The sequence below is a fragment of the Streptomyces sp. NPDC059142 genome, assembly GCF_042755665.1.
Lineage (GTDB): Bacteria > Actinomycetota > Actinomycetes > Streptomycetales > Streptomycetaceae > Streptomyces.
In genome coordinates this window covers 1-21,680 of record NZ_JBHZDA010000064.1, presented here as the reverse complement: position 1 = coordinate 21,680, position 21,680 = coordinate 1, and the positions used below count along the sequence as shown (strand labels likewise).

The 21,680-nt window shown below is 73.3% G+C and carries 22 protein-coding genes; 15 read left to right on the top strand and 7 right to left on the bottom strand.

The features are described from left to right. Positions 1 to 97 precede the first annotated feature (97 nt). Positions 98 to 337: a hypothetical protein gene (locus ACFXPK_RS22205; protein ID WP_385004829.1), complete on the top strand. Its 240-nt coding sequence runs from the start codon at positions 98 to 100 to the stop codon at positions 335 to 337. A 91-nt stretch (positions 338 to 428) separates the two neighbouring features. Here the strand turns inward: ACFXPK_RS22205 and ACFXPK_RS22200 are convergent, their stop codons facing one another. Further along, positions 429 to 989 (bottom strand): hypothetical protein, encoded by a 561-nt coding sequence (locus ACFXPK_RS22200; RefSeq protein WP_385004831.1) that lies wholly within the window; start codon positions 987 to 989, stop codon positions 429 to 431. A gap of 103 nt (positions 990 to 1,092) precedes the next feature. On the opposite strand from ACFXPK_RS22200, the gene tsaB reads away from it, so the two are divergent. Genes tsaB through ACFXPK_RS22180 form a run of 4 tightly spaced genes read left to right on the top strand, consistent with a single transcriptional unit; the run spans position 1,093 to position 3,745 of the window. After that, a complete protein-coding gene (gene tsaB / locus ACFXPK_RS22195) occupies positions 1,093 to 1,746 on the top strand; it encodes a tRNA (adenosine(37)-N6)-threonylcarbamoyltransferase complex dimerization subunit type 1 TsaB (protein ID WP_385004833.1) in 654 nt (217 codons plus the stop codon). Positions 1,747 to 1,787: 41 nt separating this feature from the next. Beyond that, a complete protein-coding gene (gene rimI, locus ACFXPK_RS22190) occupies positions 1,788 to 2,342 on the top strand; it encodes a ribosomal protein S18-alanine N-acetyltransferase (protein ID WP_385004843.1) in 555 nt (184 codons plus the stop codon). After that, positions 2,335 to 3,462, top strand: coding sequence for a tRNA (adenosine(37)-N6)-threonylcarbamoyltransferase complex transferase subunit TsaD (gene tsaD / locus ACFXPK_RS22185; RefSeq protein ID WP_385077911.1), 1,128 nt, complete (start codon positions 2,335 to 2,337; stop codon positions 3,460 to 3,462). The genes rimI and tsaD overlap by 8 nt, the downstream gene beginning before the upstream one ends. A gap of 25 nt (positions 3,463 to 3,487) precedes the next feature. Continuing rightward, positions 3,488 to 3,745 (top strand): hypothetical protein, encoded by a 258-nt coding sequence (locus ACFXPK_RS22180; protein WP_385004837.1) that lies wholly within the window; start codon positions 3,488 to 3,490, stop codon positions 3,743 to 3,745. A gap of 38 nt (positions 3,746 to 3,783) precedes the next feature. Here the strand turns inward: ACFXPK_RS22180 and ACFXPK_RS22175 are convergent, their stop codons facing one another. Further along, positions 3,784 to 5,049 (bottom strand): cytochrome P450, encoded by a 1,266-nt coding sequence (locus ACFXPK_RS22175; protein WP_385077908.1) that lies wholly within the window; start codon positions 5,047 to 5,049, stop codon positions 3,784 to 3,786. Between the two features lie 115 nt (positions 5,050 to 5,164). Here ACFXPK_RS22175 and ACFXPK_RS22170 point away from each other — a divergent pair, with 115 nt between their 5' ends. Continuing rightward, positions 5,165 to 5,791, top strand: coding sequence for a TetR/AcrR family transcriptional regulator (locus tag ACFXPK_RS22170; protein WP_384999341.1), 627 nt, complete (start codon positions 5,165 to 5,167; stop codon positions 5,789 to 5,791). Between the two features lie 75 nt (positions 5,792 to 5,866). Here the strand turns inward: ACFXPK_RS22170 and ACFXPK_RS22165 are convergent, their stop codons facing one another. After that, positions 5,867 to 7,330, bottom strand: coding sequence for an RICIN domain-containing protein (locus ACFXPK_RS22165; RefSeq protein WP_384999344.1), 1,464 nt, complete (start codon positions 7,328 to 7,330; stop codon positions 5,867 to 5,869). A gap of 228 nt (positions 7,331 to 7,558) precedes the next feature. Here ACFXPK_RS22165 and ACFXPK_RS22160 point away from each other — a divergent pair, with 228 nt between their 5' ends. Both ACFXPK_RS22160 and ACFXPK_RS22155 read left to right on the top strand, forming a co-directional pair. Continuing rightward, complete coding sequence (locus tag ACFXPK_RS22160) at positions 7,559 to 7,912, top strand: YciI family protein (RefSeq protein ID WP_384999347.1); 354 nt, start codon at positions 7,559 to 7,561, stop codon at positions 7,910 to 7,912. Positions 7,913 to 8,087: 175 nt separating this feature from the next. Then, positions 8,088 to 9,371 (top strand): RNA polymerase sigma factor, encoded by a 1,284-nt coding sequence (locus ACFXPK_RS22155; protein WP_384999350.1) that lies wholly within the window; start codon positions 8,088 to 8,090, stop codon positions 9,369 to 9,371. A 139-nt stretch (positions 9,372 to 9,510) separates the two neighbouring features. Here ACFXPK_RS22155 and ACFXPK_RS22150 read toward each other — a convergent pair whose 3' ends face one another. Then, a complete protein-coding gene (locus ACFXPK_RS22150; RefSeq protein WP_384999354.1) occupies positions 9,511 to 10,050 on the bottom strand; it encodes an NUDIX domain-containing protein in 540 nt (179 codons plus the stop codon). 414 nt (positions 10,051 to 10,464) lie between these two features. Between ACFXPK_RS22150 and ACFXPK_RS22145 the strand changes: the two genes are divergently transcribed. Then, the gene (locus ACFXPK_RS22145; RefSeq protein WP_384999357.1) at positions 10,465 to 11,316 is read left to right on the top strand and encodes a helix-turn-helix transcriptional regulator; all 852 of its coding nucleotides are present in this window, start codon (positions 10,465 to 10,467) and stop codon (positions 11,314 to 11,316) included. On the opposite strand, the gene ACFXPK_RS22140 is transcribed toward ACFXPK_RS22145, so the two are convergent. Next, positions 11,246 to 15,406 carry a Pls/PosA family non-ribosomal peptide synthetase gene (locus tag ACFXPK_RS22140; RefSeq protein ID WP_385077903.1) on the bottom strand — a complete coding sequence of 1,387 codons (4,161 nt, stop codon included), beginning with the start codon at positions 15,404 to 15,406 and terminating at the stop codon, positions 11,246 to 11,248. The genes ACFXPK_RS22145 and ACFXPK_RS22140 overlap by 71 nt on opposite strands. Positions 15,407 to 15,612: 206 nt before the next feature. On the opposite strand from ACFXPK_RS22140, the gene ACFXPK_RS22135 reads away from it, so the two are divergent. Continuing rightward, positions 15,613 to 16,239 carry a hypothetical protein gene (locus tag ACFXPK_RS22135; RefSeq protein WP_384994956.1) on the top strand — a complete coding sequence of 209 codons (627 nt, stop codon included), beginning with the start codon at positions 15,613 to 15,615 and terminating at the stop codon, positions 16,237 to 16,239. Positions 16,240 to 16,261: 22 nt separating this feature from the next. On the opposite strand, the gene ACFXPK_RS22130 is transcribed toward ACFXPK_RS22135, so the two are convergent. Beyond that, complete coding sequence (locus ACFXPK_RS22130; protein ID WP_385077899.1) at positions 16,262 to 16,786, bottom strand: DinB family protein; 525 nt, start codon at positions 16,784 to 16,786, stop codon at positions 16,262 to 16,264. Positions 16,787 to 16,965: 179 nt separating this feature from the next. Here ACFXPK_RS22130 and ACFXPK_RS22125 point away from each other — a divergent pair, with 179 nt between their 5' ends. Further along, positions 16,966 to 17,610 (top strand): hypothetical protein, encoded by a 645-nt coding sequence (locus ACFXPK_RS22125; protein ID WP_385077896.1) that lies wholly within the window; start codon positions 16,966 to 16,968, stop codon positions 17,608 to 17,610. Between the two features lie 71 nt (positions 17,611 to 17,681). Continuing rightward, the gene (locus ACFXPK_RS22120) at positions 17,682 to 18,059 is read left to right on the top strand and encodes a hypothetical protein (RefSeq protein WP_384994964.1); all 378 of its coding nucleotides are present in this window, start codon (positions 17,682 to 17,684) and stop codon (positions 18,057 to 18,059) included. A 45-nt stretch (positions 18,060 to 18,104) separates the two neighbouring features. Here the strand turns inward: ACFXPK_RS22120 and ACFXPK_RS22115 are convergent, their stop codons facing one another. Further along, positions 18,105 to 19,406, bottom strand: coding sequence for an SAM-dependent methyltransferase (locus ACFXPK_RS22115; protein ID WP_385077893.1), 1,302 nt, complete (start codon positions 19,404 to 19,406; stop codon positions 18,105 to 18,107). A 92-nt stretch (positions 19,407 to 19,498) separates the two neighbouring features. Between ACFXPK_RS22115 and ACFXPK_RS22110 the strand changes: the two genes are divergently transcribed. From ACFXPK_RS22110 to groES, 3 genes are all read left to right on the top strand, one after another. Beyond that, the gene (locus ACFXPK_RS22110; RefSeq protein WP_385077890.1) at positions 19,499 to 20,545 is read left to right on the top strand and encodes a polysaccharide deacetylase family protein; all 1,047 of its coding nucleotides are present in this window, start codon (positions 19,499 to 19,501) and stop codon (positions 20,543 to 20,545) included. After that, positions 20,542 to 20,937, top strand: coding sequence for a hypothetical protein (locus ACFXPK_RS22105; RefSeq protein ID WP_385077888.1), 396 nt, complete (start codon positions 20,542 to 20,544; stop codon positions 20,935 to 20,937). The genes ACFXPK_RS22110 and ACFXPK_RS22105 overlap by 4 nt, the downstream gene beginning before the upstream one ends. A 276-nt stretch (positions 20,938 to 21,213) precedes the next feature. Continuing rightward, on the top strand, positions 21,214 to 21,522 hold the full coding sequence (gene groES, locus ACFXPK_RS22100; protein ID WP_023539274.1) for a co-chaperone GroES: 309 nt from the start codon (positions 21,214 to 21,216) through the stop codon (positions 21,520 to 21,522). Positions 21,523 to 21,680: the final 158 nt, after the last annotated feature.

The following is a 21,680-nucleotide window of genomic DNA, read 5'->3' as shown; positions in this document are numbered from 1 at the left end:
AAATGTTGCGCGTGCCGTGCCGTGCGTGGTCACATGGTGGGGAGACCTGGTTAGGTCTACCTAACCATGCCTGCCCCCGGAGCCCCAGGAGGCACCCATGCCGGCGCCCGAGCGTGACATCCGTCCGCGGCCCTCGTCGTATCCGACGCGGTCGCTGTCGCCGTCGTCCGTCCCCATGAAAGACCTGCTGGCGTCGTGCGCCGCGGCGCGGGCCGTCTCCACGCCACCGAGCGCGCCCGAGCCGGACGCGGGGCGGGAAGCGGGGCTGGAGCTGCTGAGGAAGAACGGCGAAGGCGAACAGAAGCGCGGCGCCGCGCGGGAGCGCGACGCCGCGTAACGGACGGACGAGGGGGCCGACCGGCCGCCCCGTCGTCCTGGCCGCCCTGTTGTCCTGGGGGCCCTGTCGGCCTACGGGCCGCTCTGTCGCCCTACGGGACGACCTCGACCTTCGAGCCGACCGTCGCGAACGTCCACATCGCGTTCCCGTCCGCCACCTTCATCCGGACCCCGCCCGTCTTCAGCGTCGGGTCCGGGCTGGTGAGCGTGCCATCGACCGCCGCGCTGAACCCGATCGCCACGTTGTCGACGGTCGTGAAGCGCACCACGTGCTCGATCCGTACGCCGTCCGAGCCGGTCACGGAGCCGGACCGCGAGGTCACCGTGTACGAGCCGGGGGGCGGGCTGACCGTGCTCGGCATGACCGCGAACGTCCGCGTCGACCGGCCCTTCTCGTCCACCAGCCACACCCGCCGGTCGGCCAGCGCGTAGACGACCCGCTCGCCCGCGCCCGAGGCGGCGGGTACGGCCGTCGGGTCCTTCGGCTTCTGCGCGGGGGCGCCGGCGGGGGGCAAGGAGGAGCTGGGACGGCTCTTTGTGGGCTTCCCGAGGGTGTCGGGGACGTGCGCCGATGCCTGGAAGGCGAGGAAACCGACCACGGCGACAGCCGCTGCGGTGAGCCCGGCCACGATTCCCGAGCTGCTCCTGGACACCTTGATCCACCTCTCGTACGTATGACTCCGTGGTGACGTTAGCAGCAGCGGGATGACGGGGCGGGGCGCCGTGCCCCGGCGCCGGGAGCCGTAGGCTGTTTGCGTGCTTCTGCTCGCCGTTGATACCGCCACGCCCGCCGTCACCGTCGCCCTCCACGACGGTTCCTCCGTCCTGGCCACCGAGAGCCGGACCGACGCCCGCCGCCACGGGGAGCTGCTGCTGCCCGCCGTCGAGCGGGTCCTCGCCCGCGCCGGCCGGAAACCCGACGACGTCACGGAGGTGGTGGTCGGGGTCGGGCCCGGACCGTACACCGGACTGCGGGTCGGGCTGGTGACTGCCGTGACCTTCGGCTCGGCGCTCGGCGTCCCGGTGCGCGGGCTCTGCACCCTGGACGGGCTGGCGTACGCGTCCGGCCTGACCGAGCCGTTCGTGGTGGCCACGGACGCGCGCCGCAAGGAGGTCTACTGGGCGCGGTACGCGGACGCCCGTACGCGGCTGACCGAGCCCGCGGTGGACCGCCCCGCCGACCTCGCGGAGCGGACGGCGGGCCTGCCCGTGGTGGGCGCGGGGGCGCTGCTCTACCCGGACGTCTTCCCGGACGCGCGGGACCCCGAGCACCAGTCGGCCCAGGCGCTGGCCGCGCTGGCGGTGGAGAGACTCGCCGCGGGCGGGGAGTTCCTCGCGCCGCTGCCGCTTTACCTGCGGCGGCCGGACGCGCAGGTGCCCAAGAACTACAAGGTGGTCACCCCGAAGTGACCGCCTCCCTGGAGTCCGCCGCCGTCGTCCTCCTGCGCGAGATGCGCTGGTGGGACATCGAACCGGTGCTCGCGCTCGAACGCGATCTGTTCCCCGAGGACGCCTGGTCACCGGGGATGTTCTGGTCGGAGCTGGCGCACGCGCGCGGCCCGGGGGCGACGCGGCGCTACGTGGTCGCCGAGACGGCCGCGGAGGAGCGCGGCGAGGGGAAGATCGTCGGGTACGCCGGACTGGCCGCCGCGGGCGGGCTCGGCGACGTACAGACCATCGCCGCCGCCCGCGACCAGTGGGGAACCGGCCTCGGCTCCCGTCTCCTCACCGACCTCCTCCAGCACGCCACCGCCTTCGAGTGCGAAGAGGTACTGCTGGAGGTACGGGTCGACAACACACGGGCGCAGAAGCTGTACGAACGCTTCGGCTTCGAGCCCATCGGCTTCCGGCGGGGCTACTACCAGCCGGGCAACGTCGACGCGCTGGTCATGCGCTTCCGCGCCCAGGACGCCGACGGCACGGACGGCGCGGACGGAACAGATGCTCCGGACAGCACCGGGACGGCAGACGGAACAGAGACGGCAGGAACTGAGAACCATGGCTGACGAACCGCTCGTCCTCGGCATCGAGACCTCCTGCGACGAGACCGGTGTCGGCATCGTGCGCGGGACCACGCTGCTCGCCGACGCCGTCGCGTCGAGCGTCGACGAGCACGCGCGCTTCGGCGGTGTGGTGCCCGAGGTCGCCTCCCGGGCGCATCTGGAGGCGATGGTCCCGACGATCGAGCGCGCCCTGAAGGACGCCGGGGTCACCGCCCGCGACCTCGACGGGATCGCCGTCACCGCCGGCCCCGGGCTCGCCGGGGCGCTGCTGGTGGGGGTGTCGGCGGCGAAGGCGTACGCGTACGCCCTGGGCAAGCCGCTGTACGGCGTCAACCACCTGGCCTCGCACATCTGCGTCGACCAGCTCGAACACGGCCCGCTGCCGGAGCCGACGATGGCGCTGCTGGTCAGCGGCGGCCACTCGTCGCTGCTGCTCGCGCCGGACATCACCGGCGACGTACGGCCGATGGGCGCGACGATCGACGACGCGGCGGGCGAGGCGTTCGACAAGATCGCCCGTGTGCTGCACCTCGGCTTCCCCGGCGGCCCGGTGATCGACCGGCTGGCGCGCGAGGGCGACCCGGCCGCCATAGCCTTCCCGCGCGGGCTGACCGGGCCGCGCGACGCCCCGTACGACTTCTCCTTCTCCGGGCTGAAGACCTCCGTGGCGCGCTGGATCGAGGCGAAGCGCGCGGCGGGCGAGGAGGTGCCCGTACGGGACGTGGCGGCCTCCTTCCAGGAGGCGGTGGTCGACGTACTGACCCGCAAGGCGGTCCGCGCCTGCAAGGACGAGGGCGTCGACCATCTGATGATCGGCGGCGGCGTCGCGGCCAACTCCCGGCTGCGCGCGCTCGCGCAGGAGCGGTGCGAGCGCGCGGGTATCCGGCTGCGGGTGCCGCGCCCGGGGCTGTGCACGGACAACGGGGCGATGGTGGCGGCGCTGGGCGCGGAGATGGTGGCCCGGGGGCGGCCGGCGTCGGACTGGGCGCTGTCGGCGGACTCGTCGCTGCCGGTGACGGAGCCGCACGTGCCGGGCGCCGGGCACGACCACGCGCCGGGTCACCCGCACGGCCATGACCACGACCACGTCCACGAGCTGGCGAAGGACAACCTGTACTCATGAGGCAGCGGAAGAGGCAGAGGCAGACATGACGGTCGCGCTGATGTGGGAGGCCAAGGCCGCGCCCGGCCGGGGCGCGGAGCTGCTGGAGTGGGCCGGCGCGTACGAACTCCCGTACGCGCCGCTGCGCCGCGAACTCTTCCGCGCCCCGGGCGACCGGGTCCTGGTCATCACCTGGTGGGACGGCGCCTACGACGCCGACCGCCCCGAACTCCCCGACCCGGCCCCGGACCTGATCGCCCGCCCGGTCCACCGGTGGCGGTTCGAGGCGCTCGACGCGGTCTGACCCCCGTCCGGGCCGCGCCGCGCGCCCTCCACCGCGGGCTACCAGCGCACCGGCAGCCGGTTCAGGCCGCGGAGCAGGCCGGGGCGCCAGTCGGGGGCCGGGGCGGTGGCGTCCAGGGCCAGGGCCGGGAAGCGTTCCAGCAGGGTGCGCAGGGCGATGGCGCCCTCCAGGCGGGCCAGCGGGGCGCCCAGGCAGTGGTGGATGCCGTGGCCGAAGGCGAGGTGGCCGCGGGTGACGGCCGGGTCGCGGTGGATGTCGAAGCGGTCCGGGTCGGGGAAGCGCCCGGGGTCGCGGTTGGCCGCCGCGATCGAGAACATGACGGGCTCGCCCGCGGCGATCCGGGTGGCGCCGAGCGTCACGGGTTCGGCGGTGTGGCGGTACGAAGTGGCCTGTACGGGCGGCTCGTACCGCAGCGTCTCCTCGATCACGCCGTCCAGCAGCGTCCAGTCGGCGCGCACCGCGGCGATCCGGCCGGGGTGGCGCAGCAGATGGTGGACGGCGCTGGAGATCAGATGCGCGGTGGTCTCGTGTCCGGCGACCAGCAGCACGAAGGCCATGCCGAGCAGTTCCTCCGTGTCGAGGCCCTCGCCGTCCTCCCCGTCGGTGGAGTGGATCACCGCGTGCAGCAGATCGCTCTCGGCGGCCCCGGCCGGGAGCGCGCGCTTCTCCTCGATGAGGCCGAGGAAGTACGCCGTCATCTCCTGGTTGGCCCGCTGCGCGGCGTCCGGGGCGGTCGGGTCGACGACCGCCGCCGACCAGGCCCGGAAGGGCCCCCGGTCGGCGGCCGGGACGCCCAGCAGCTCGCAGATGACCGTGACCGGCAGCGGGAAGCCGTACGCGTCGACGAGATCGGCGCGGCCGTCGCCCTCGACGGCGTCGAGCAGCCCGTCCGCGATCTCCCGGACGCGGGGGCGCAGCGCCTGTACCCGGCGCGCGGTGAACTCCCGGGCCACCAGGCGGCGCAGCCGGGTGTGGTCGGGCGGGTCGACCTGGAGCATGTTGCGGCCGACGGCGTGGCCGCCGTCGCTCTTCCACGAGGAGGAGTGGCGGATGTCGTTGCGCAGCCGCGCGGTGTCGTTGAGGGCGGCACGGGACGTGGCGCCGTCGGTGACCAGCCATTGCGGCGCCCCGAGGGGGAGCCGTACGGGATGGACGGCGCCGCTCTCGCGCAGCCGCGCGTAGCGGGGGTACGGGTCGGCGGTGAAGCCGGGCCAGTCGCCCAGGGCGAGGTCCTCGGCGCCGGCGTCCTCGGCGCGTACGCCCTCGGGGGCGGGGTCGGTGAGGTCGGTCGGGTCGGTGGTCATGGTGGGCTCCCGGGTCCGAAACCGTAAACGGGGAAGGCTCCCCATTTATTGGTTCCGACGATAACAGAAAGTGGGGAGTGCTCCTCGGTTGAGTGGGCCGGGGTACGGTACGGCCGTGAGACAGGACGCGCAGCGCAACCGGGAGCGGGTGATCGCCGCCGCCCGCGCGGTCTACGCCGAGCAGGGCGTGGAGGCCCCGCTCGATGTGATCGCCCGCCGGGCCGAGGTCGGCAACGCCACGCTCTACCGCCGCTTCCCCGACCGCGCCGCGCTGATCGAGGCCGTCTTCGGCGAAGGGCTCGCCGCGACCATCGAGGCCGGGGAGCACGCCCGGCGGGCGGCGGACCCGTGGGCGGGGCTGACGGCCTATCTGGAGCGCACCTTCGCCGGGCTGGCCACGGACCGGGGCGTCACGGACCTGATGACCACGGCCATGGAGGGCGTCCCCACACTGGAGGCGCTGCACCTCCACAACGCCGCGACGATCGACGCCCTGCTGGCGCGGTGCCGCCGGGACGGCACCGTACGCGACGACGTGTCGGTCGAGGACGTGCTGTTCGCGCTGGCGGCGCTCGGCCGCGCCGTACCGGCGGCGGAGACGGCCGTGCCCGGGTCCTGGCGGCGGCTGCTCGCGCTCTTCCTGGACGGCCTGCGCGCGGAAGGGGCCCGCCCGTTGCCGGGCGAGCCCCTCACGTCGGACGGTCTGAGTACGGCGCTGGGCGCGCTCCACGGCCCCGGCTGACCGGAGCCACGGTCCCGGCCGACCGGGGCCGTGGCTCCGGCCGTTACACCGGGACCACGGCCGGAGCGCCGGGCCTCAGCCCTGCGCCAGTTCCTTCGCGCGCTTCTCCGTGATGAACTTCCAGGCGCCGCCGTCGCCCTCGGTGCACTTCATGACGACGAGCGCGGCGTCCTTGCCGTAGTCGTCCACGTTGGGGTCGAACCGCTTCAGCTTCAGGCACATGTTGTCGCTGGCGACATTGCGTATCCAGTAGTGGGACAGGGTGTCGCCGTCGTTGGGCTGGAGGTCGAGCCACCAGAGCTGGTTGTCGCTCTTGGTGCCGTCGCAGTGGAACTCGCCGATGGCCGTCCCGGACTCCACGCCCCCGTAGCCGCCCAGGTCCATGCACAGCTCGTCCGTGGCGTTCCGGATCTGGAAGATGCTGGTCCCCTTGGGGCTCTGGTTCTTGTAGCGCACCTCAAGGTTCCACAACTGGTTGTCCTCGTCCGGAGGGTTGCAGAGCGAGTGCTGGACCGGGCCGTTCACGGCGCCCTTCTCGCGGCCGAGGATGTCGGCGCACTTGTCCGTCCTGATGTCCCTCATCTGGACACGGGTACGCGACGCCGGGTCCTTCTTCTCCTTCTTCTCCTCGTCCTCGCCTCCGGCGCCGTTCTCGTCGCCGCCCGCGTCGTTCGACGGCGCCGCCGGCTGCTCCGGCGTCTCCGGCGCGGTCGGCGCCTCGGGCAGCTTCGGCGCCGGGGACTCGGAGGGCTTGATGTTCTGGGCGGCGATCGGTGTGACCTTCTCCTTGGCCATGCTCCGCACGGAAGGCCGGTAGTTGAACCACATGATCAGCCCGGCGACGGTGAGCACCAGCAGCAGGCTCAGCATCGTCATCAGCCAGTACGGCAGGACGCCGCGCTGTACGTACATCCCGTCCACCGGCGTGGGCTCCGCGCCCGACCTGCGGATGTCCAGCGTGTACGGCCGCTCCTGCTTCGAGCCCGCCCAGGTGATCTGACGGGGCTTCAGCGTCGTCTTGACGAACGCGGCGCGGCCCGGCTCGATCTGGACACTGCCGGGCAGGATCTCGTACGAGAGCTGGTCACCGTTGTCGCTGCCGCTGACGGACGCGGTGAGCTTGACGTTGCCGAGGTTGTCCACGGCGAGCTTGGGCCGGCCCCGGAACCGGCCCTTGACGGTCGGCGGCACCAGTTCGGCGCGCAGCTCCGTGAACGGGGTGATGGTGATGTTGCCCTCGGCCACCGTCGTGGCGTCCGGATGCTCCGTGGGCACGACCTGGATCCCGTACGGGTGCGGCCCCGCCGCGGAGTCCGGGGTGCGCGGCGGCGCGAACGTGACGCTGACCGTACCGGTGGTGCCCGGGTAGAGCCGCAGGGAAGTGGGTTCGACGGTGGCGTACGGCGCGAGGTCACCGACCGGGACGAAGTGGTACTGGTCGACGACGTCACCGGTGTTGCGCAGCCGAAGCGTCACGGATCTGGTCGCGCCCGCGTCCATGGTCGTCGATGCAGGTTCGAGGGAAGTCCATAGGCTCACCATGCCGACCCTAGAGGCGGGCGGGCACGATGAGCAGCGGCCCAGGGGCACGATCGCGGACCGGGAGGGCGGTGTGCGCTGCCCGAAGGAGCACCGGCGCGCCCGGATTCCGGGACCGGCGCGAAAGATCTTCGAAAAGTTTCCCGGCGTGTGTCGATCCCGCCGTCTCCCGTTCGACGTATGAGGTGAGAGGCGGGAAACGGCCCGCCCCCGACCCGAGGAGTCACCATGCCGCGCTATCTCTCCATGATCCGTATCGACGAGACCACCGCACCCGCCGGCGGCCCCAGCCCCGAGCTCCAGCAGCGCATGGGGGCGCTGCTGGAGGAGATCACCAAGGCCGGGGTCATGCTCGACACGGCCGGTCTGAAGCCGACCTCGGACGGGGTGCGGATCCGCCAGGACAAGGGGAGTATCACCGTCACCGACGGACCGTTCACCGAGTCCAAGGAGGTCATCGGCGGGTACGCGATCCTCCAGGCGAAGGACAAGGCCGAGGCGGTCGAGTGGGCGCGGCGCTTCGTGGAGGTCCACGAGGGCGAGTTCGACATCACCTGCGAGGTCCGGCAGATCGAGGAGTAACCCTCCCCGCGAGGGTTCGCCGCGCCCCCGTCCGGTGGGTGTGCTCTGATGGGTGCCCGTGAGGGCAGACGGGGCAGACGGACCGGACGGACGGGCCGCGGCGGAGCACGCGGACCGCGGAGGCGGTATTGACGGCACCGGCGGATGTGTCCGCGACGGCGGTGCCGACCGCGCCGTGGAAGCCGTCTTCCGGATCGAGTCCGCGAAGATCATCGCGGCGGTCGCCCGCGTCGTCCGTGACATCGGCATCGCCGAGGAGATCGCCCAGGACGCGCTGGTCGCCGCGTTGGAGCAGTGGCCGGAGTCCGGTGTGCCGGAGCGGCCGGGCGCGTGGCTCATGACCACCGCCAGGCGCCGGGCGATCGATCTCGTCCGCCGTCGCGAGACCTATGCCCGCAAGCTCGCCGAGGTCGGCCGCGCCCTTGCGGACGAGCCAGGGCCGGAGCCCCCGGACGCGGTGTCGGGCGGCGGGGTCGGCGGGGACGGGGAGGACATCGACGACGACCTCCTCCGCCTCATCTTCACCGCCTGCCACCCCGTCCTCTCCACCGAGGCCCGTATCGCCCTCACCCTGCGTCTCCTCGGCGGACTCACCACCGTCGAGATCGCCCGCGCCTACCTCGCCCCCGAGGCGACCGTCGCCCAGCGCATCGTGCGCGCCAAGCGCGGCCTCGCGCGGGCCGGTGTGCCGTTCGAGGTGCCGTACGGGGCCGAGCGCGCGGCGCGGCTCTCCTCCGTCCTGGAGGTCATCTACCTGGTCTTCAACGAGGGTTACTCCGCCACCGCGGGCGACGACTGGCTGCGCCCCGCCCTCTGCGAGGACGCGCTGCGCCTGGCCCGGGTGCTCGCCGGGCTCATGCCCGACGAGCCGGAGGTGCACGCCCTCGCCGCGCTGCTGGAGCTCCAGGCGTCCAGGACGCCCGCCCGTACGGGGCCGGACGGCGCACCCGTCCTGCTCGCCGACCAGAACCGGTCCCGGTGGAACCAGCTCCTCGTGCGGCGCGGCTTCGCCGCCCTCACCCACGCGGCCGACCTCGCCGCGCGTACGGGCGCCCCGCCCGGCCCGTACGCCCTCCAGGCGGCCATCGCCGCCTGCCACGCCCGCGCGGCGACGTACGAGGAGACCGACTGGCCGGCGATCGCCGTCCTCTACGGCCGGCTCGCCGCGCTCACGCCCTCCCCGGTGGTGGAACTCAACCGGGCCGTCGCCGTCTCCCTGGCCGAGGGCCCGGAGGCGGGGCTCGCGCTGGTCGACGCCCTGGCCGACGACCCGGCGCTGAAGACGTACCACCTGCTCCCCAGCGTCCGGGGCGATCTGCTGGCCCGGCTGGGCCGCCCCGAGCAGGCGCGCGCCGAGTTCGAACGGGCGGCGGGGCTCACCCGTAACGAGCGCGAGCGCGACCTGCTCGGACGCCGTGCCGCCGAACTCGGCGCACCCGGGGCGGAGGAGACCCCGTAGCCCCCTCGGCTCCGTGGCCCCCTCGGCTCCGTGGCCCCGCCGGCTCCGTGGCCCCGTCAGCTCCGCCAGATCGCCAGCGCCAGTGAGCCACCCAGCGCCAACACGGCGAGTACGTAAGCGACTTGCTGTGCGGTCGGGCTCATCTCGACACCGCCAGCCGGTCCTTCAGCCGCGTACGGAGCAGCGGCGGTCCGATCTCGTCCAGCGAGGTCCAGCGCGCCCGCCCCAGCGCGGTCATCGCGGGGACCAGGACACGGGAGTGCGCCCGGAAGAGGTAGCGGAAGCCGTACCGGGTGCGGCGTCCGTCCTCCGGCGCCGCGGGCGAGGCGTCGACCAGGATCGGGCCCTCCTCGCCGGGCGCCGTCCAGACGTTCTGCACGCCCGCGAACTCCTCCAGCACGCGGGTCGCGGTGCGGCTGAGCGACTGGTCCGCGGCGTCGGGGGCGCCCTCGGCGAACCCCCAGGCGTCCCCGTACCGCAGGGCGAGCGCCCGCCCCTGCTCGTCCATCAGGATGGCGCCCGCCCTGACCACCGGGCAGCTCCCGTGGTGCAGGCACACGCCCTGCCTGGAGTGGTCCAGCAACGCGTCGAACAGGGGCATCGTCGACGACGTCTCGTCGGGGTGGCCAAGCAGGTAGTGGTTCAACTCCTTGATGATGGCGCTCGCTTCGACAGCCACGGTCAGCTCAACTCCTTGCGCTCTCGGACCTGGAACCGGAACCGGGCTCGGACCGGGACCCGGAATCGGTCCCTCCCGGTGCTCGGCCGGCCCCTCGATCAGCATCGGCCCTCCGCCGTCCTCCGCCGTGGAGGAACCGGCTCACTTCGCTGGAACGGCCGTAGCGAAATCACTGACGGTGACGGACAGATGGGCCTCGGTCGGTGTGACGAGGAGGCCGCGGCGGCCACCGGCGTGTTTGTCAGGACGCCCATGTTTCTACCAGTTCACCGCGGATACGTCCCAGTCCGTCCAGGTGCGCGGCGAAATCGATTCTTCTTGCGGGGCAAGATATTCCGTTGGCGCTTCATACTGACGAGTGAATCCGCTGCGAAGACATCTCTGCGCGGAGCGGCGGCGCGTCACGATGGGTGCATGGCTCACAGTGACATGCCCACGGTGCGCAGCAGGCGGCTCGGCAACGAGTTGAAGCGACTCCGCCTCGAACGGGCATACAAGGTCCAGGACATCGCCGACAAGCTCCAGTGCGGACAGCCGAAGATCTCGCAGATCGAGAACGGCAAGCGGGGCATAAGGCCGCTGGATCTGACGGTCCTGCTGGAGTTCTACGGAATCGACGACGCGGCGTACATCGCGAGCATCAAACGGCTCGCCAGGGAGATCCACAAGGTCGACTGGTGGAGCGGCGAGGACCCGCGGCTCCACGACTCGCTCCGGGACTACCTCACCCTGGAGGCCGACTCCGACCTGGTGCGCGAGTACGACCCGTCGGTGCTCCCCGGACTGCTCCAGACCGGCGCGTACATGCGGGAGATCTTCGAGGCCCGCTTCCCGGCGCAGGACGTCACCCCGTACATCGCGACGCGGACCAAGCGGCAGGAACTCCTCGGTCCGCAGCAGGACTTCCGGCTGTGCGCGATCGTCGAGGCTTCCGTCCTCCACCGGATCAGCAGGTCCCCCGAGGTGGTCAGGGAGCAGCTCGGGCATCTGCTGGACATGGGCGGGCGCGCCACCGTCGACCTGCGGATCCTGCCGCTCGACGCGGCGATCCCGGCCGACCAGTACACGCCGTTCACGCTCTTCTCGCTGCGGGGCGAACCGTCCGTCGACATCGTGTGGTTGGAGCATGTCACCGGCGGGACGCTGCTGGAGAAGGGGGCCGACGTGCGGGTGTACGCGCGGGTGTGGGAGGCGTTCACGGCCGCGGCCCTGTCGCCGTCGGCCTCGCGGACGTACATCCGGGACCTTCTCCGGGAGAGCGGGTGACGGCCTCCGCCGGGATGCCGTGCCACTCCGTGCCCGGCGGCAGGTGCTCGCCCTTCATGAGCAGGGACAGCGCGCCGAGTTGGGCGTGCGCGCCGACGACCGAGTCGTAGAGCACCACCGAGCGGTCTCCGACGGTCGCCCCCTCCTCGACGGTGACCCGGGACATCTTCATGACGCGGTCCTCGAAGAGATGGGTCTGCAACGACACCCGCTGACCGATCGCGGAGTGGTCCCCGAGGTCCACGAGGTCGAACTCGGTGATGAAGGTGGTGCCGATCCAGACGCCCCTGCCGATCCGCGCCCCGAACCGGCGCAGGACCATCGGCAGCCAGGGCGTTCCGATCAGGAAGCTCACCCCGGCGGGTACCGCGGCGGCCTCGAACAGACCGGTGACGAACTCGGTACGGCGTACGAACAGGCTCCACAGAGGCTCGACGCGGGGCCGGTAGACGCCGATGACCAGCCGTTTCGCCACCAGGCAGCACACGACGACCAGGGCGCTCGACGCCATGAGCAGGACCGGCGTGACCAGGACCGGCACCAGCAGGCCCGGCCGCCCGGTCAGCCAGGACAGGGCCAGCAGATACAGATAGACGCCGGCGCTCAGCACGGTCGCGGGCAGCGTGACCCGGAAGAACTCGATGGCCAGACGCGTGAGTACGGCGCCGCGCGAGGGGCGGAACGTCAGCTCCTCGGGGAACGAGCCGCTGCTCTGGCGCACCGGCAGCCGGAGCGCGGGCGAGCCCAGCCAGGTGGTGCCGTCGGGCACCCCGTCCGGCGGCGGCAGCGTGGACACCCCGACCAGGGAGCCCGCCCCGGTCCGTGTACCGGCCGGCACGAGCGCGGCGTTGCCGACGAACGCGCGCCGCCCCACCTCCGTCGGACCGAAGGTGACCCGCCCCGCCGCGTAGCTCGCGGCCCCGATCCCGGCCATGTCCGCGATGAAGCTGCCGTCACGGAGGGTGAGCAGATCGGGGTCGACGTGCGTGACGGTGGAGACCTCGGCGCGCCGGCCGATCCGCGCGCCGAGGAGCCGCAGCCAGGGGGCGGTGTAGAGGGTGGCGTACAGGGCGTTGGTGTACAGGAGGCTGATCTCCAGCAGCTTGTCCGAGACCCACTTGCGCAGCCCGAGCCAGGAGTGCGCCGGGTGCGTCCCGGTCGGCGTCCGCGACAGGACCAGACGCCTGCCGGCGGCGACCGTGCAGCAGACGGCGCACACGAAGACCGGCCCGTACAGCAGGTTCGCGACGAAGCCGCCGACGACGCCCCAGGCCAGCGCCGCCCACCAGAAGAGGACGATGCCCGGCAGGGTCGTGGCCAGGGCGGCGGTCTCCAGGGCCGTCAGGCCGACGAGTGAGACCAGCAGATGGCGCCGCCGCCAGCCGCGCGGCCCGCCGTCGGCGCTGGGCGGGGCCTCTGCGCCGGGCGAGGCCGCGGCGGGCGCCGGGGCCTCGGCGCCGGGGTGCGGGCGGTCCGTCGCGCGGGGCGGGGAGCCGGACCAGTACGCGCCCGCGGGCACCGTCCGGTCAGGGCCGATGACGGACTGCTCGCCGAGCCCGGCGCCCGCCCCCATCCGCGCACCGGGGCCGAGCACCGCGTTGGCGCCCACGAAGCAGCGCGGCCCGATCTCGGTCGGCGCGACCGTGACCCAGCCGTCCGCCACCTGCCACGGGGACAGCAGGACGCCGTAGCCGATCGACGTGTCGTCACCGACGCGGACCAGGGCGGGCAGGGTGATGAGGCCGGTGGCGATCGTCGTCCGCGCGCCGATCCGCGCACCGAGCAGCCGCAGGTAGACGGCCATCAGCGGGGAGCCGCTCAGCATCGGCAGCGGCCCGAACGCCAGCAGCAGACGCACCGTCCACAGCCGGAGATAGGTGAGGCCCCAGAGCGGGTGGCGGCCCGGGCTGATCCCCGCCGACAGCGGGCGTACGAGCACCACCGGAAGGAGCCAGCGCACCACCAGATAGCTCGCGCAGGCCCCCGCCGTCGCCAGCGCCGACGACCGCACCGAGATCACCCCGCCGTGCCGGCTGTACACGTACGCCACCGGCAGCCCGAGCACGAGCAGCACCAGAAGGATCACGCCCGCCTGGACGGCGCCCGCCGCCGCGACCCGCCGTCCGCTGTGGCGCAGCGGCGCGGGACGCGCGGGCGTTCCCCGCGTCCCCTGCTGTCCCTGTGTCCCCTCCTGCGCCTCCTGCGCCTCCTGCCCCTCCTGCCCCTGCGCTCCTCGTACCCCCGGCCGCTCGCCGGCCGCCGGTCCCGCCGTCGCGCCTTCCACGGCGGCGATCCTGGCGGCGAGGCCGCGTACGGTCGGACAGGCGTAGAGGTCGCGCAGGGCGGTGCTCGCCCCGATGTTCCGGTCGCGCAGGACCGAGACGACCTGGGCCGCCAGCAGCGAGTGACCGCCGAGACCGGTGAAGAAGTCCGCCTCGGCCGACAGTTCCCCCGGCTCGGTCCCGAGCACCTGCGCCCAGACGTCCCGTACCCGCGTCTCCAGCTCCCCCTGCGCGGCCACGACGCGACCGCCGCCGCCCACCAGCCGGCGGCCGGTCGGGGCGGGCAGCCGCTTGCGGTCCGCCTTGCCGCTCGCCATGAGGGGCAGTTCGGGCAGGACGTCCACCAGCGACGGCACCATGTACGCGGGCAGCCGGCGCTGCAGCCGCTCGTGCAGCCGGGCGATCAGGGCGTCGTCCGTCACCTCGCCGTCCGTCGCCGCGTCGGCGTGCGCGGGCGCGCGGACGAGGTAGGCGCACAACTCGCGTGCGCCTCCGGGCGCCTGGCCCGCGCGCGCCGGAACGGCGGTCAGGACGGTGACGGCTTCCGCCACCGCGTCGTCCTCCAGCAGAACGCTGTCGATCTCGCCCGGATCGACCCGGTGGCCGCGGATCTTCACCTCGTCGTCGGCCCGGCCCAGGAACTCGATCTCGCCGTCCGCCCGGAGCCGCCCGAGGTCCCCGGTCCGGTAGAGCCGGCCGCCCCCGGGGGCCAGCGGATGCGCGATGAACCGCTCGGCGGTCAGCTCCGGCAGCCCGACATAGCCGCGGGCGACACCGGGACCCGCGATGCAGATCTCGCCGACCGCGCCGGGGGAGACGGGCCGCCGCCGTTCGTCGAGAAGGACCACCGAGTACGTCGGCAGCGGCCTCCCGATGGTCACGTCCCGCCCCGGCCGCAGCCGCGTCCAGGTCGCGGTGACGGTGGTCTCGGTCGGCCCGTAGGTGTTGAGCATCCGGCGCCCCGGCCGGTCCCAGTGCGCGACCAGCGGCGCGGGACACGCCTCGCCGCCCACGACGATGGTGCGCAGCCGGGGCAGTTCGTACGGGATGGTCTCCAGCAGGGTCGGTACGCAGTACAGCACCGTGATGCCGCGGTCGCCGAGGAAGTCGCCCAGTTCGGCGCCGAGCCTCCCCGACCCCTCCGGGCCCGCGACCAGCGTCGCTCCGGCCGACCAGGTCGGCCAGATCTCCTCGATGGAGAAGTCGAACGAGACCGTCATGCCCTGGTACACCCGGTCCTCGGCGCGCACGCCGTACACCGGGGTCACCACGTCGAGGAAGTTGCAGACGCTGGACTGCGCGATCTCCACGCCCTTGGGCCGGCCGGTCGAGCCGGAGGTGTACATGATGTACGCGGTGGGGTCACCGTCCCCCGCGCCGGGCGGGCCCGGCCGGTCGGCGGAGTGCCGCGCGATCTCCCCGGCGCACGCGTCCAGCGCGATCACCCGGCGGGCCGCGCCGTTCGGGGAGACCGGCGGCCCCGTCACGGTCAGCACGGCGTCGACCCCGGCGTCCTCCGCGATGTACGCGATCCGGTCCCGGGGGGACGCCGGATCGACCGGGACGAACGCCGCCCCCGCCTTGCCGGCCCCGAGCAGCGCCACGTACAGCTCCACCGACCGGGGCAGCACCAGCGCCACCCGGGCCCCCGGCCCGATTCCGGCCCCGCGCAGATAGCGGGCCAGCCGGTTGGCGCGCGCGTCGAGTTCGGCGTACGAGAGGACCCGCGCCCCGCACTCCAGGGCCGGCGCGGCGGGCGTACGGTCGCAGGCCGACTCGAAGACGGAGTGCAGGCGTCCGCCGCTCACCACCGGTGGTGTCCCGCCCCGTCAACGAGCCTGGTCATGACTGGTGCCCTTCATCGCCTCGGCCGCCGCTCCCCTCAGTGAACCGGCGCACTCCCGGCACCGCATCCCGGCGGACGGCCTCCGCGGGCCCCGGCGGCCGGACGGGTCCCGGCGGCCGGACGGGCCTCGGCGCGGGCGCGGCCCGCCCGGTCGGTAGCCTCGGGCGCATGTCACGCCGCAGGCCGCTGCCGCCCCCGCCGCCCCCCGCGCATCTGCGCTCCTGGCCCGACCGGGCGGCGCTGCTCGCGGACCGTGCCGGGGTGCTCGCGTACCTGGGCCGGCGCAGCCTCGGTCCCGCCGCGCTGGTGGTCTTCTGGCTGCTGGTGCTGGGGGTGCAGTTCGGGTGGGCGCTGATCGGCGGCGTACTGGTCGCGCTCGGCGACGGCACGGACCCGCTCGGCGCCGTGCTCACCGTGCCCGTCCTCGCGGTCGGGCTGGGCGCGCTGGTCACCGCCGGGGTCTTCCTCGGCCTGAAGGTCCGTGAGGAGCGGGTGATGCGCGCCCTGATGACCCGGTGGGCTGAGCTGGCGCGCGACCCCGAGGGCGACGCGCCGCTGCGGATGCCGGGGCGCAGCCTGAGCTGGCTGCTGACCTCCTTCGCGGCGGGCGCCGCCGGGCTCTGGATCGCGTTCGTCGTACCGGCCACGGCCGTGCGGGGCGAGGACACGTACGCGGAGGTCGCGTACGCGATGGGGGCGGGCACCCTCCTGTGGATCGCCGGGCTGACCGGGGTGGCGCGGGCGGTGGGGCACTACCGCTGGGCGCTGCGGCTGGCCGGACCGGCGGGCCGCTGAGAGCGCGTACCGGGGCGGGCGTTCAGACGCCCACCGTGCCGTCGACGGCCTCGCGGAGCAGGTCGGCGTGGCCGTTGTGGCGGGCGTACTCGTGGATGAGGTGCAGCATCACCATCCGCAGCGACACCTCCTGCCCGGCGCGCTCCGCGTAGACCGTGAGGTCCAGGGAACCGGCCGCCGCCTCGATCCGGCGCGCGTGCTCCACCTCCGTGCGCCAGGCGGCGAACGCCTCCTCGCGGGTGGCGGTCCGCGCGTCGTACGCCACCTGGAAATCGCCCTCGGCCGACCAGACGAGCGGGATGTCCTCCCCGTCGACGACCCGCCGGAACCAGGCGCGCTCCACCTCCGCCATGTGCCGGACCAGGCCGAGCAGGGAGAGCGTGGAGGGCGGCGTCGCACAGCGGCGCAGCTCCTCGTCGGAGAGGCCCTCCGTCTTCAGGGCGAGGGTCGCGCGGTGGAAGTCGAGGTAGCCGCGGAGCATCTCGCGCTCACCGGCGGTGGCGGACGGGAGGGGACGTTCGGTGGCGGGGTCCATGGCGGCTCCCATCGTGGCTGCGTACGTACGGACCGGTGGCCGCCCGGAGGCGGAGAGGGCGACGCTACCGCCCGTACGCCCCGGTCCGCACCGGAGTTGACGCGCGCCTCACGGCCCGGGGCCACCGGGCGCCCGGTCCGGACGGACTCCCGGACGGAGCGGTGCCGCCTCGCCCCGCTACCCTCGGCCGCATGATCACCCGCCGGCCCCTGCCTCCGTTCCCGCCGCCCGAGGAGCTGCGCGACTGGCCCGACGGCGCGGCTCGCCTCGCCGACCGGTCCATGGCCCTGGCGGAGCTGAGCAGACGCGGTCTGGCGATGGCGCGGCTGGTGCTGCTGTGGCTGCTGGGGGCGGTCGTCGTGCTGGGCTGGGCCTGTGTCGGGCTGGCCGTCCAGAGCTTCGGCGAGGGCGGCTTCGACCCCGTGTCCGGCCTGGTGGCGCTGTTCCTCGCGGCGGTCCTGGTGGTCCCCGCGGCGGTGGCCCTCGGCTTCTGGCTGAGCCGGGGGCGCGCCATACGGCTGCGGCTGGAGGCGTGGGCGGACCTCGACCCCGTACCCGTGCGCGAGGCGCAGTCCCTCGCGCACCGCAGGTCGGTGCTGTGGCTGCTGCCGTCGGCGGCGCTGTGCCTGGCGGGCGCGTGCGTGGTGGGTCTCGCGCTGGCCGAGGCGTCGGCGAAGGCGTCGCGGGTGAGCGGTACGACCTATCTGACCGGCCTGGGGGCGACGGTCCTGCTCACCGGAGTTCTCGGCCTCGCCCAGGCGCTCGCGCAGCGCCGCTGGACAGCACCGTTCCGGCATCCGGTGCCGGTCCGCCGGGGCGGCGGCGCGCATCGCTGAGGCCGTTCCTACGCCCGCGGTCCTATCCTGAGGAGGGAACGCATGCGCCATTCAGGGGTAAGGGGCGGCGGATGGACTGGCTTTGGTGGATTTTCGTCTTCTTCATCGTGGGCGGCTTCGGCTGGGTGGCCGACACGGGCAGAACCGCGCTCAGGACCCGGCACGAACGACGTATCGAACGCCTCAAACTCGCGGAGAGTGAACGCCAGGCCGAACGGCAGGCCCTGGAAGAGGCGCAGAAACCCCCGGACCCCGTCTGCGGCTGCTCGCACCACCTGGCGAAGCACGACCGCCAGGGCAAGTGCCACGAGGACGTCGAGGCCCCGACGGAGTGGGACGAGAACAAGAAGCCGCTGCGCTACGAGCGGAGACAGTGCAACTGCCAGCAGTACATCGGCCCGCAGCCGCTCTCCCGGATCTACGCGGACGAACTGACCGACCTGGGCTGACCGCCGCTGCCATGGCCGGAGGGCGGGGCCCCGTCGCGAAGGCGGTCACCTGTCGGCGGCGGACGCGGAATCGGTCGTGGCCGGGTGGCCCAGGAGCATGGTCGGGGCACCGGCCACCCGGGTCAGGAAGACCGTGGTGGCGTGCTGGCCCTTGAGTTTGAGGCGGCGGCGGAGCTCTTCCGGTTCCACCGCCGAGCCGCGCTTCTTCACCGTCAGGACGCCGACCTCGCGGGCGCGCAGCAGCGCCTTGAGCTTCTTGAGGTTGAAGGGGAGTTCGTCGGTGATCTCGTAGGCGGTGGCGTACGGGGTGGGGCGCAGCGTGTCGGCGGTGAGGTAGGCGATCGTCTCGTCGATCAGCCCCGCGTCCAGCTCCTCGGCGGCCTCCGCGACGAGGTGTGCGCGGATGACGGCGCCGTCCGGTTCGTACAGGAAGCGGCCGACCGGGCGGACGGGCGGATCGGGCAGGCCGCGCCCCGCGAGGACGACGGGGGCGGTGGGGGAGGTGCGGGAGGAGAGCAGGGTGGCGCGGCGGGCGCCGGGGGTGACGGGAGGGACGGACGAGGGGGCCGTCGCCGCGGGGCGTTCCCCCGCGTACCAGAGCACCGCCTCCTTGACGTCGCCGCCGTCCGAGATCCACTCCGCCTCGAAATCGTCCGGGACCAGCTCGTGCGGGATGCCCGGCGCGATCTTGATCGCCCCCGCGCCCACCCGCCGTACCGCCTCCACCGCCCAGGACAGCGGCGGCGAGTACGCCTCCGGGTCGAAGATCCTGCCCCGGCCGCCGCGCCGCGCCGGGTCGATGAAGAGGGTTGCGGCCCCGGTCAGGTCGTACTCCAGGACATCCGCGCGCGTCACGGTCGCGGACGGTCCGGCGGGGGCCAGGGTGCGGATGTTCGTACGGGCCATCTCGCAGGTCAGCGGGTCGAGATCGACGGCGGAGACCGCGAAGCCCGCCCGCGCCAGCTCGATCGCGTCGCCACCGATGCCGCAGCAGAGGTCGGTGATCCGGGGCGCGTCCCCGCCCTCCGCCGCCGCGAGGGTACGGAACCGGGCCGCCCGGTAGGCGGCGACCGGGCCGCGCGTGGCCTGCTCGACGCCGTTCGGCGTGAAGTACATGCGGTACGCGTCCGCCGCGCCGAACTTCGCCACCGCGCGCTGCCGCAGCCGCGCCTGGGCCAGCGCGGCCGAGACCAGCTCGGCCGGGTGGTCGCGGCGCAGCCGGGTCGCGAGGGCGAGTTCGCCGGCGGGGTCGTGGTCGCGCAGCTCGGCGAGGAGGGCCTGGCCCTCGGGGGAGAGCAGGGTCGCGAACGGCGAGGCGGGGGCGGAGGAGGGGGCGCGGTCGGTCATCCGGTCCATTGTGGGCCAGGCGGGGGGTTGGTGTGCGTCGGGCGGCGGTGTCGTCCGGGCGGGGGCGCCGCGCGCTGACAGGATGCGGCGCCATGCAGCTAGTAAGACAAAAGGAACAAAAGGAAACAGCCGGGGCGCGCTTCGCCGCCACGGAGCCCCGCAGCGCCCGGCCCCGGCGCGACGGCCGGTCCCCCTCCCCGCGCGGCGGACGGTACGCCGCCGCCCTGGCGGCGCTGCTCGTCGCCGCCGTCGCCTCGGGCTGCGCCTCCGGGGCGGGCGGATCCGAAGGCGCGCCGGGGCACGGCCGGCCCGGCGGGCACGGTGAGCACGGACTGGCGGCCCCCGGCGCACCCGACGGGCAGCGGGAGGGCGGCGCGGGGACGCTCTCGTACGCCGAGCAGACGCGCCGCACCCAGGCCGCGCGCGCCGTCGCGGCGAAGAAGTGGGGGCTCGCCAGTACGCCGCTGGCCGCGCCCCCCGCGCCCGCCGTCAAGCCGGGGATCACCAACCGGAAGGGCTTCGAGATCGCGGACGAGGAGGAGGGCGAGAACCTGCCGCCCGTCTTCACCACCGTCCCCGTCAAGGACCGGGTCGTCTTCCTGACGATGGACGACGGTTCGGAGAAGGACCCCGACCTGCTGCGGATGATGACCGAGCTGAAGATCCCGTACACCGCCTTCCTCAGCGACTACGTGATCAACGACGACTACGGCTACTTCAAGCGGATGCAGGACCGCGGGGTCACCATCCAGAACCACACGCTCAACCACCCCTACCTGCCCGGACTCTCCTACGAGGAGCAGCGCACCGAGATCTGCGACCAGCAGGACAAGCTGGGGAAGCGGTACGGCAAGCGCCCCGCGCTCTTCCGGCCGCCGTACGGCAACTACAACCACGACACGCTGCGGGCCGCCAAGAGCTGCGGCGTACGGGCCGTGCCGCTCTGGTCCGCCGAGGCGTACCCCGACCACATGGAGTGGCGCGAGTGGGACCGGGACCTGCACCCCGGCGACATCGTCCTCACGCACTTCCGCGGGCGCGAGGACTGGAAGGGCACGATGCCCGACATGATCCGGCACGCCATGAAGGTGATCACGGACAAGGGGTACGCCGTGGCCAGGCTGGAGGACTACGTATGAGACCCGGGCACCGGCTGCTGGCCGGAGTGCTGGCGGCCGGTGCGCTCCTCACCGCCGGCTGTGCGCAGTCGGTGGATCCCATCGAACGGCTCGGGCGTAAGGCGGCGGAGAGGGTCGCGGCCCGGGATGCGCGGGATGCGCACGAGGCCCGAGAGGCGCGCGAGGTACGGGAGATGCGGGAGGCGGGGGAGACCCGTCAGGCCCGTCGGGTCTGCGGGGTCCGGGCGTCCTCGGGGGCGCCGGAGCCGGTCGCGCGCGCCGTGGTCGTGCGCCGGGAGTGCGGGCGGCCCGCGCCGCAGGGGCGGACCGGGGCCAGGGCGGCACGGTGCCGGGGCGCGGTCCATGGGGTCACGCGCGGGACACCGGCCGCGGAAGCGTCCCGTACCGACTGAATCGTCCGCATCGTACGGACACCCAGGGCTCGTACTGGCGTACGGAACGGTGCCTCTTCCGTCGGCGTTTCCCCCTTCGAGGGCGCGGCGCGACCATCTGTATTGGCACTCCGCTTGACCGAGTGCTAATCGCGGCCATAGTGTCAGACCTGGCACTCCCCATTGGAGAGTGCCAAAAGCGCGACTGGCGGATCCGGCACCCGCGACGACGGGTCCATCTGGTCGCCACCCTCAGACAGTTAACCCCGTGAGATCTCCGAAGGGGGAGGTCGGATCGTGACGACCGCCAGCACCAAGGTTGCCATCAAGCCGCTCGAGGACCGCATCGTGGTCCAGCCGCTCGACGCCGAGCAGACCACGGCCTCTGGCCTGGTTATCCCGGACACCGCCAAGGAGAAGCCCCAGGAGGGCGTCGTCCTGGCCGTGGGCCCGGGCCGTTTCGAGAACGGCGAGCGGCTTCCGCTCGACGTTTCCGTCGGCGATGTCGTTCTGTACAGCAAGTACGGCGGCACCGAGGTGAAGTACAGCGGCGAGGAGTACCTCGTCCTCTCGGCTCGCGACGTTCTCGCGATCATCGAGAAGTAACTCACCCAAGATTTACTTTTGCTTTTGAGCTGCGCCCCTGGCCCCCCTGCGAATGCCGGGTGGACAGGGGCGCAGCGGATTTGTGAGGACAGAGAATCACCCAAGGCGAAGATACGGAAGTTCGACGAGGACGCCCCTCGCGCCCTTGAGCGCGGCGT

Coding starts and splice junctions, on each gene's coding strand:
- ACFXPK_RS22205 (WP_385004829.1), top strand. CDS start 98: ATGCCGGCGCCCGAGCGTGACATCCGTCCGCGGCCCTCGTCGTATCCG.
- rimI (WP_385004843.1), top strand. CDS start 1,788: ATGCGCTGGTGGGACATCGAACCGGTGCTCGCGCTCGAACGCGATCTG.
- tsaD (WP_385077911.1), top strand. CDS start 2,335: ATGGCTGACGAACCGCTCGTCCTCGGCATCGAGACCTCCTGCGACGAG.
- ACFXPK_RS22180 (WP_385004837.1), top strand. CDS start 3,488: ATGACGGTCGCGCTGATGTGGGAGGCCAAGGCCGCGCCCGGCCGGGGC.
- ACFXPK_RS22175 (WP_385077908.1), bottom strand. CDS start 5,049: ATGACCACCGACCCGACCGACCTCACCGACCCCGCCCCCGAGGGCGTA.
- ACFXPK_RS22160 (WP_384999347.1), top strand. CDS start 7,559: ATGCCGCGCTATCTCTCCATGATCCGTATCGACGAGACCACCGCACCC.
- ACFXPK_RS22145 (WP_384999357.1), top strand. CDS start 10,465: ATGGCTCACAGTGACATGCCCACGGTGCGCAGCAGGCGGCTCGGCAAC.
- ACFXPK_RS22135 (WP_384994956.1), top strand. CDS start 15,613: ATGTCACGCCGCAGGCCGCTGCCGCCCCCGCCGCCCCCCGCGCATCTG.
- ACFXPK_RS22130 (WP_385077899.1), bottom strand. CDS start 16,786: ATGGGAGCCGCCATGGACCCCGCCACCGAACGTCCCCTCCCGTCCGCC.
- ACFXPK_RS22125 (WP_385077896.1), top strand. CDS start 16,966: ATGATCACCCGCCGGCCCCTGCCTCCGTTCCCGCCGCCCGAGGAGCTG.
- ACFXPK_RS22120 (WP_384994964.1), top strand. CDS start 17,682: ATGGACTGGCTTTGGTGGATTTTCGTCTTCTTCATCGTGGGCGGCTTC.
- ACFXPK_RS22115 (WP_385077893.1), bottom strand. CDS start 19,406: ATGACCGACCGCGCCCCCTCCTCCGCCCCCGCCTCGCCGTTCGCGACC.
- ACFXPK_RS22110 (WP_385077890.1), top strand. CDS start 19,499: ATGCAGCTAGTAAGACAAAAGGAACAAAAGGAAACAGCCGGGGCGCGC.
- ACFXPK_RS22105 (WP_385077888.1), top strand. CDS start 20,542: ATGAGACCCGGGCACCGGCTGCTGGCCGGAGTGCTGGCGGCCGGTGCG.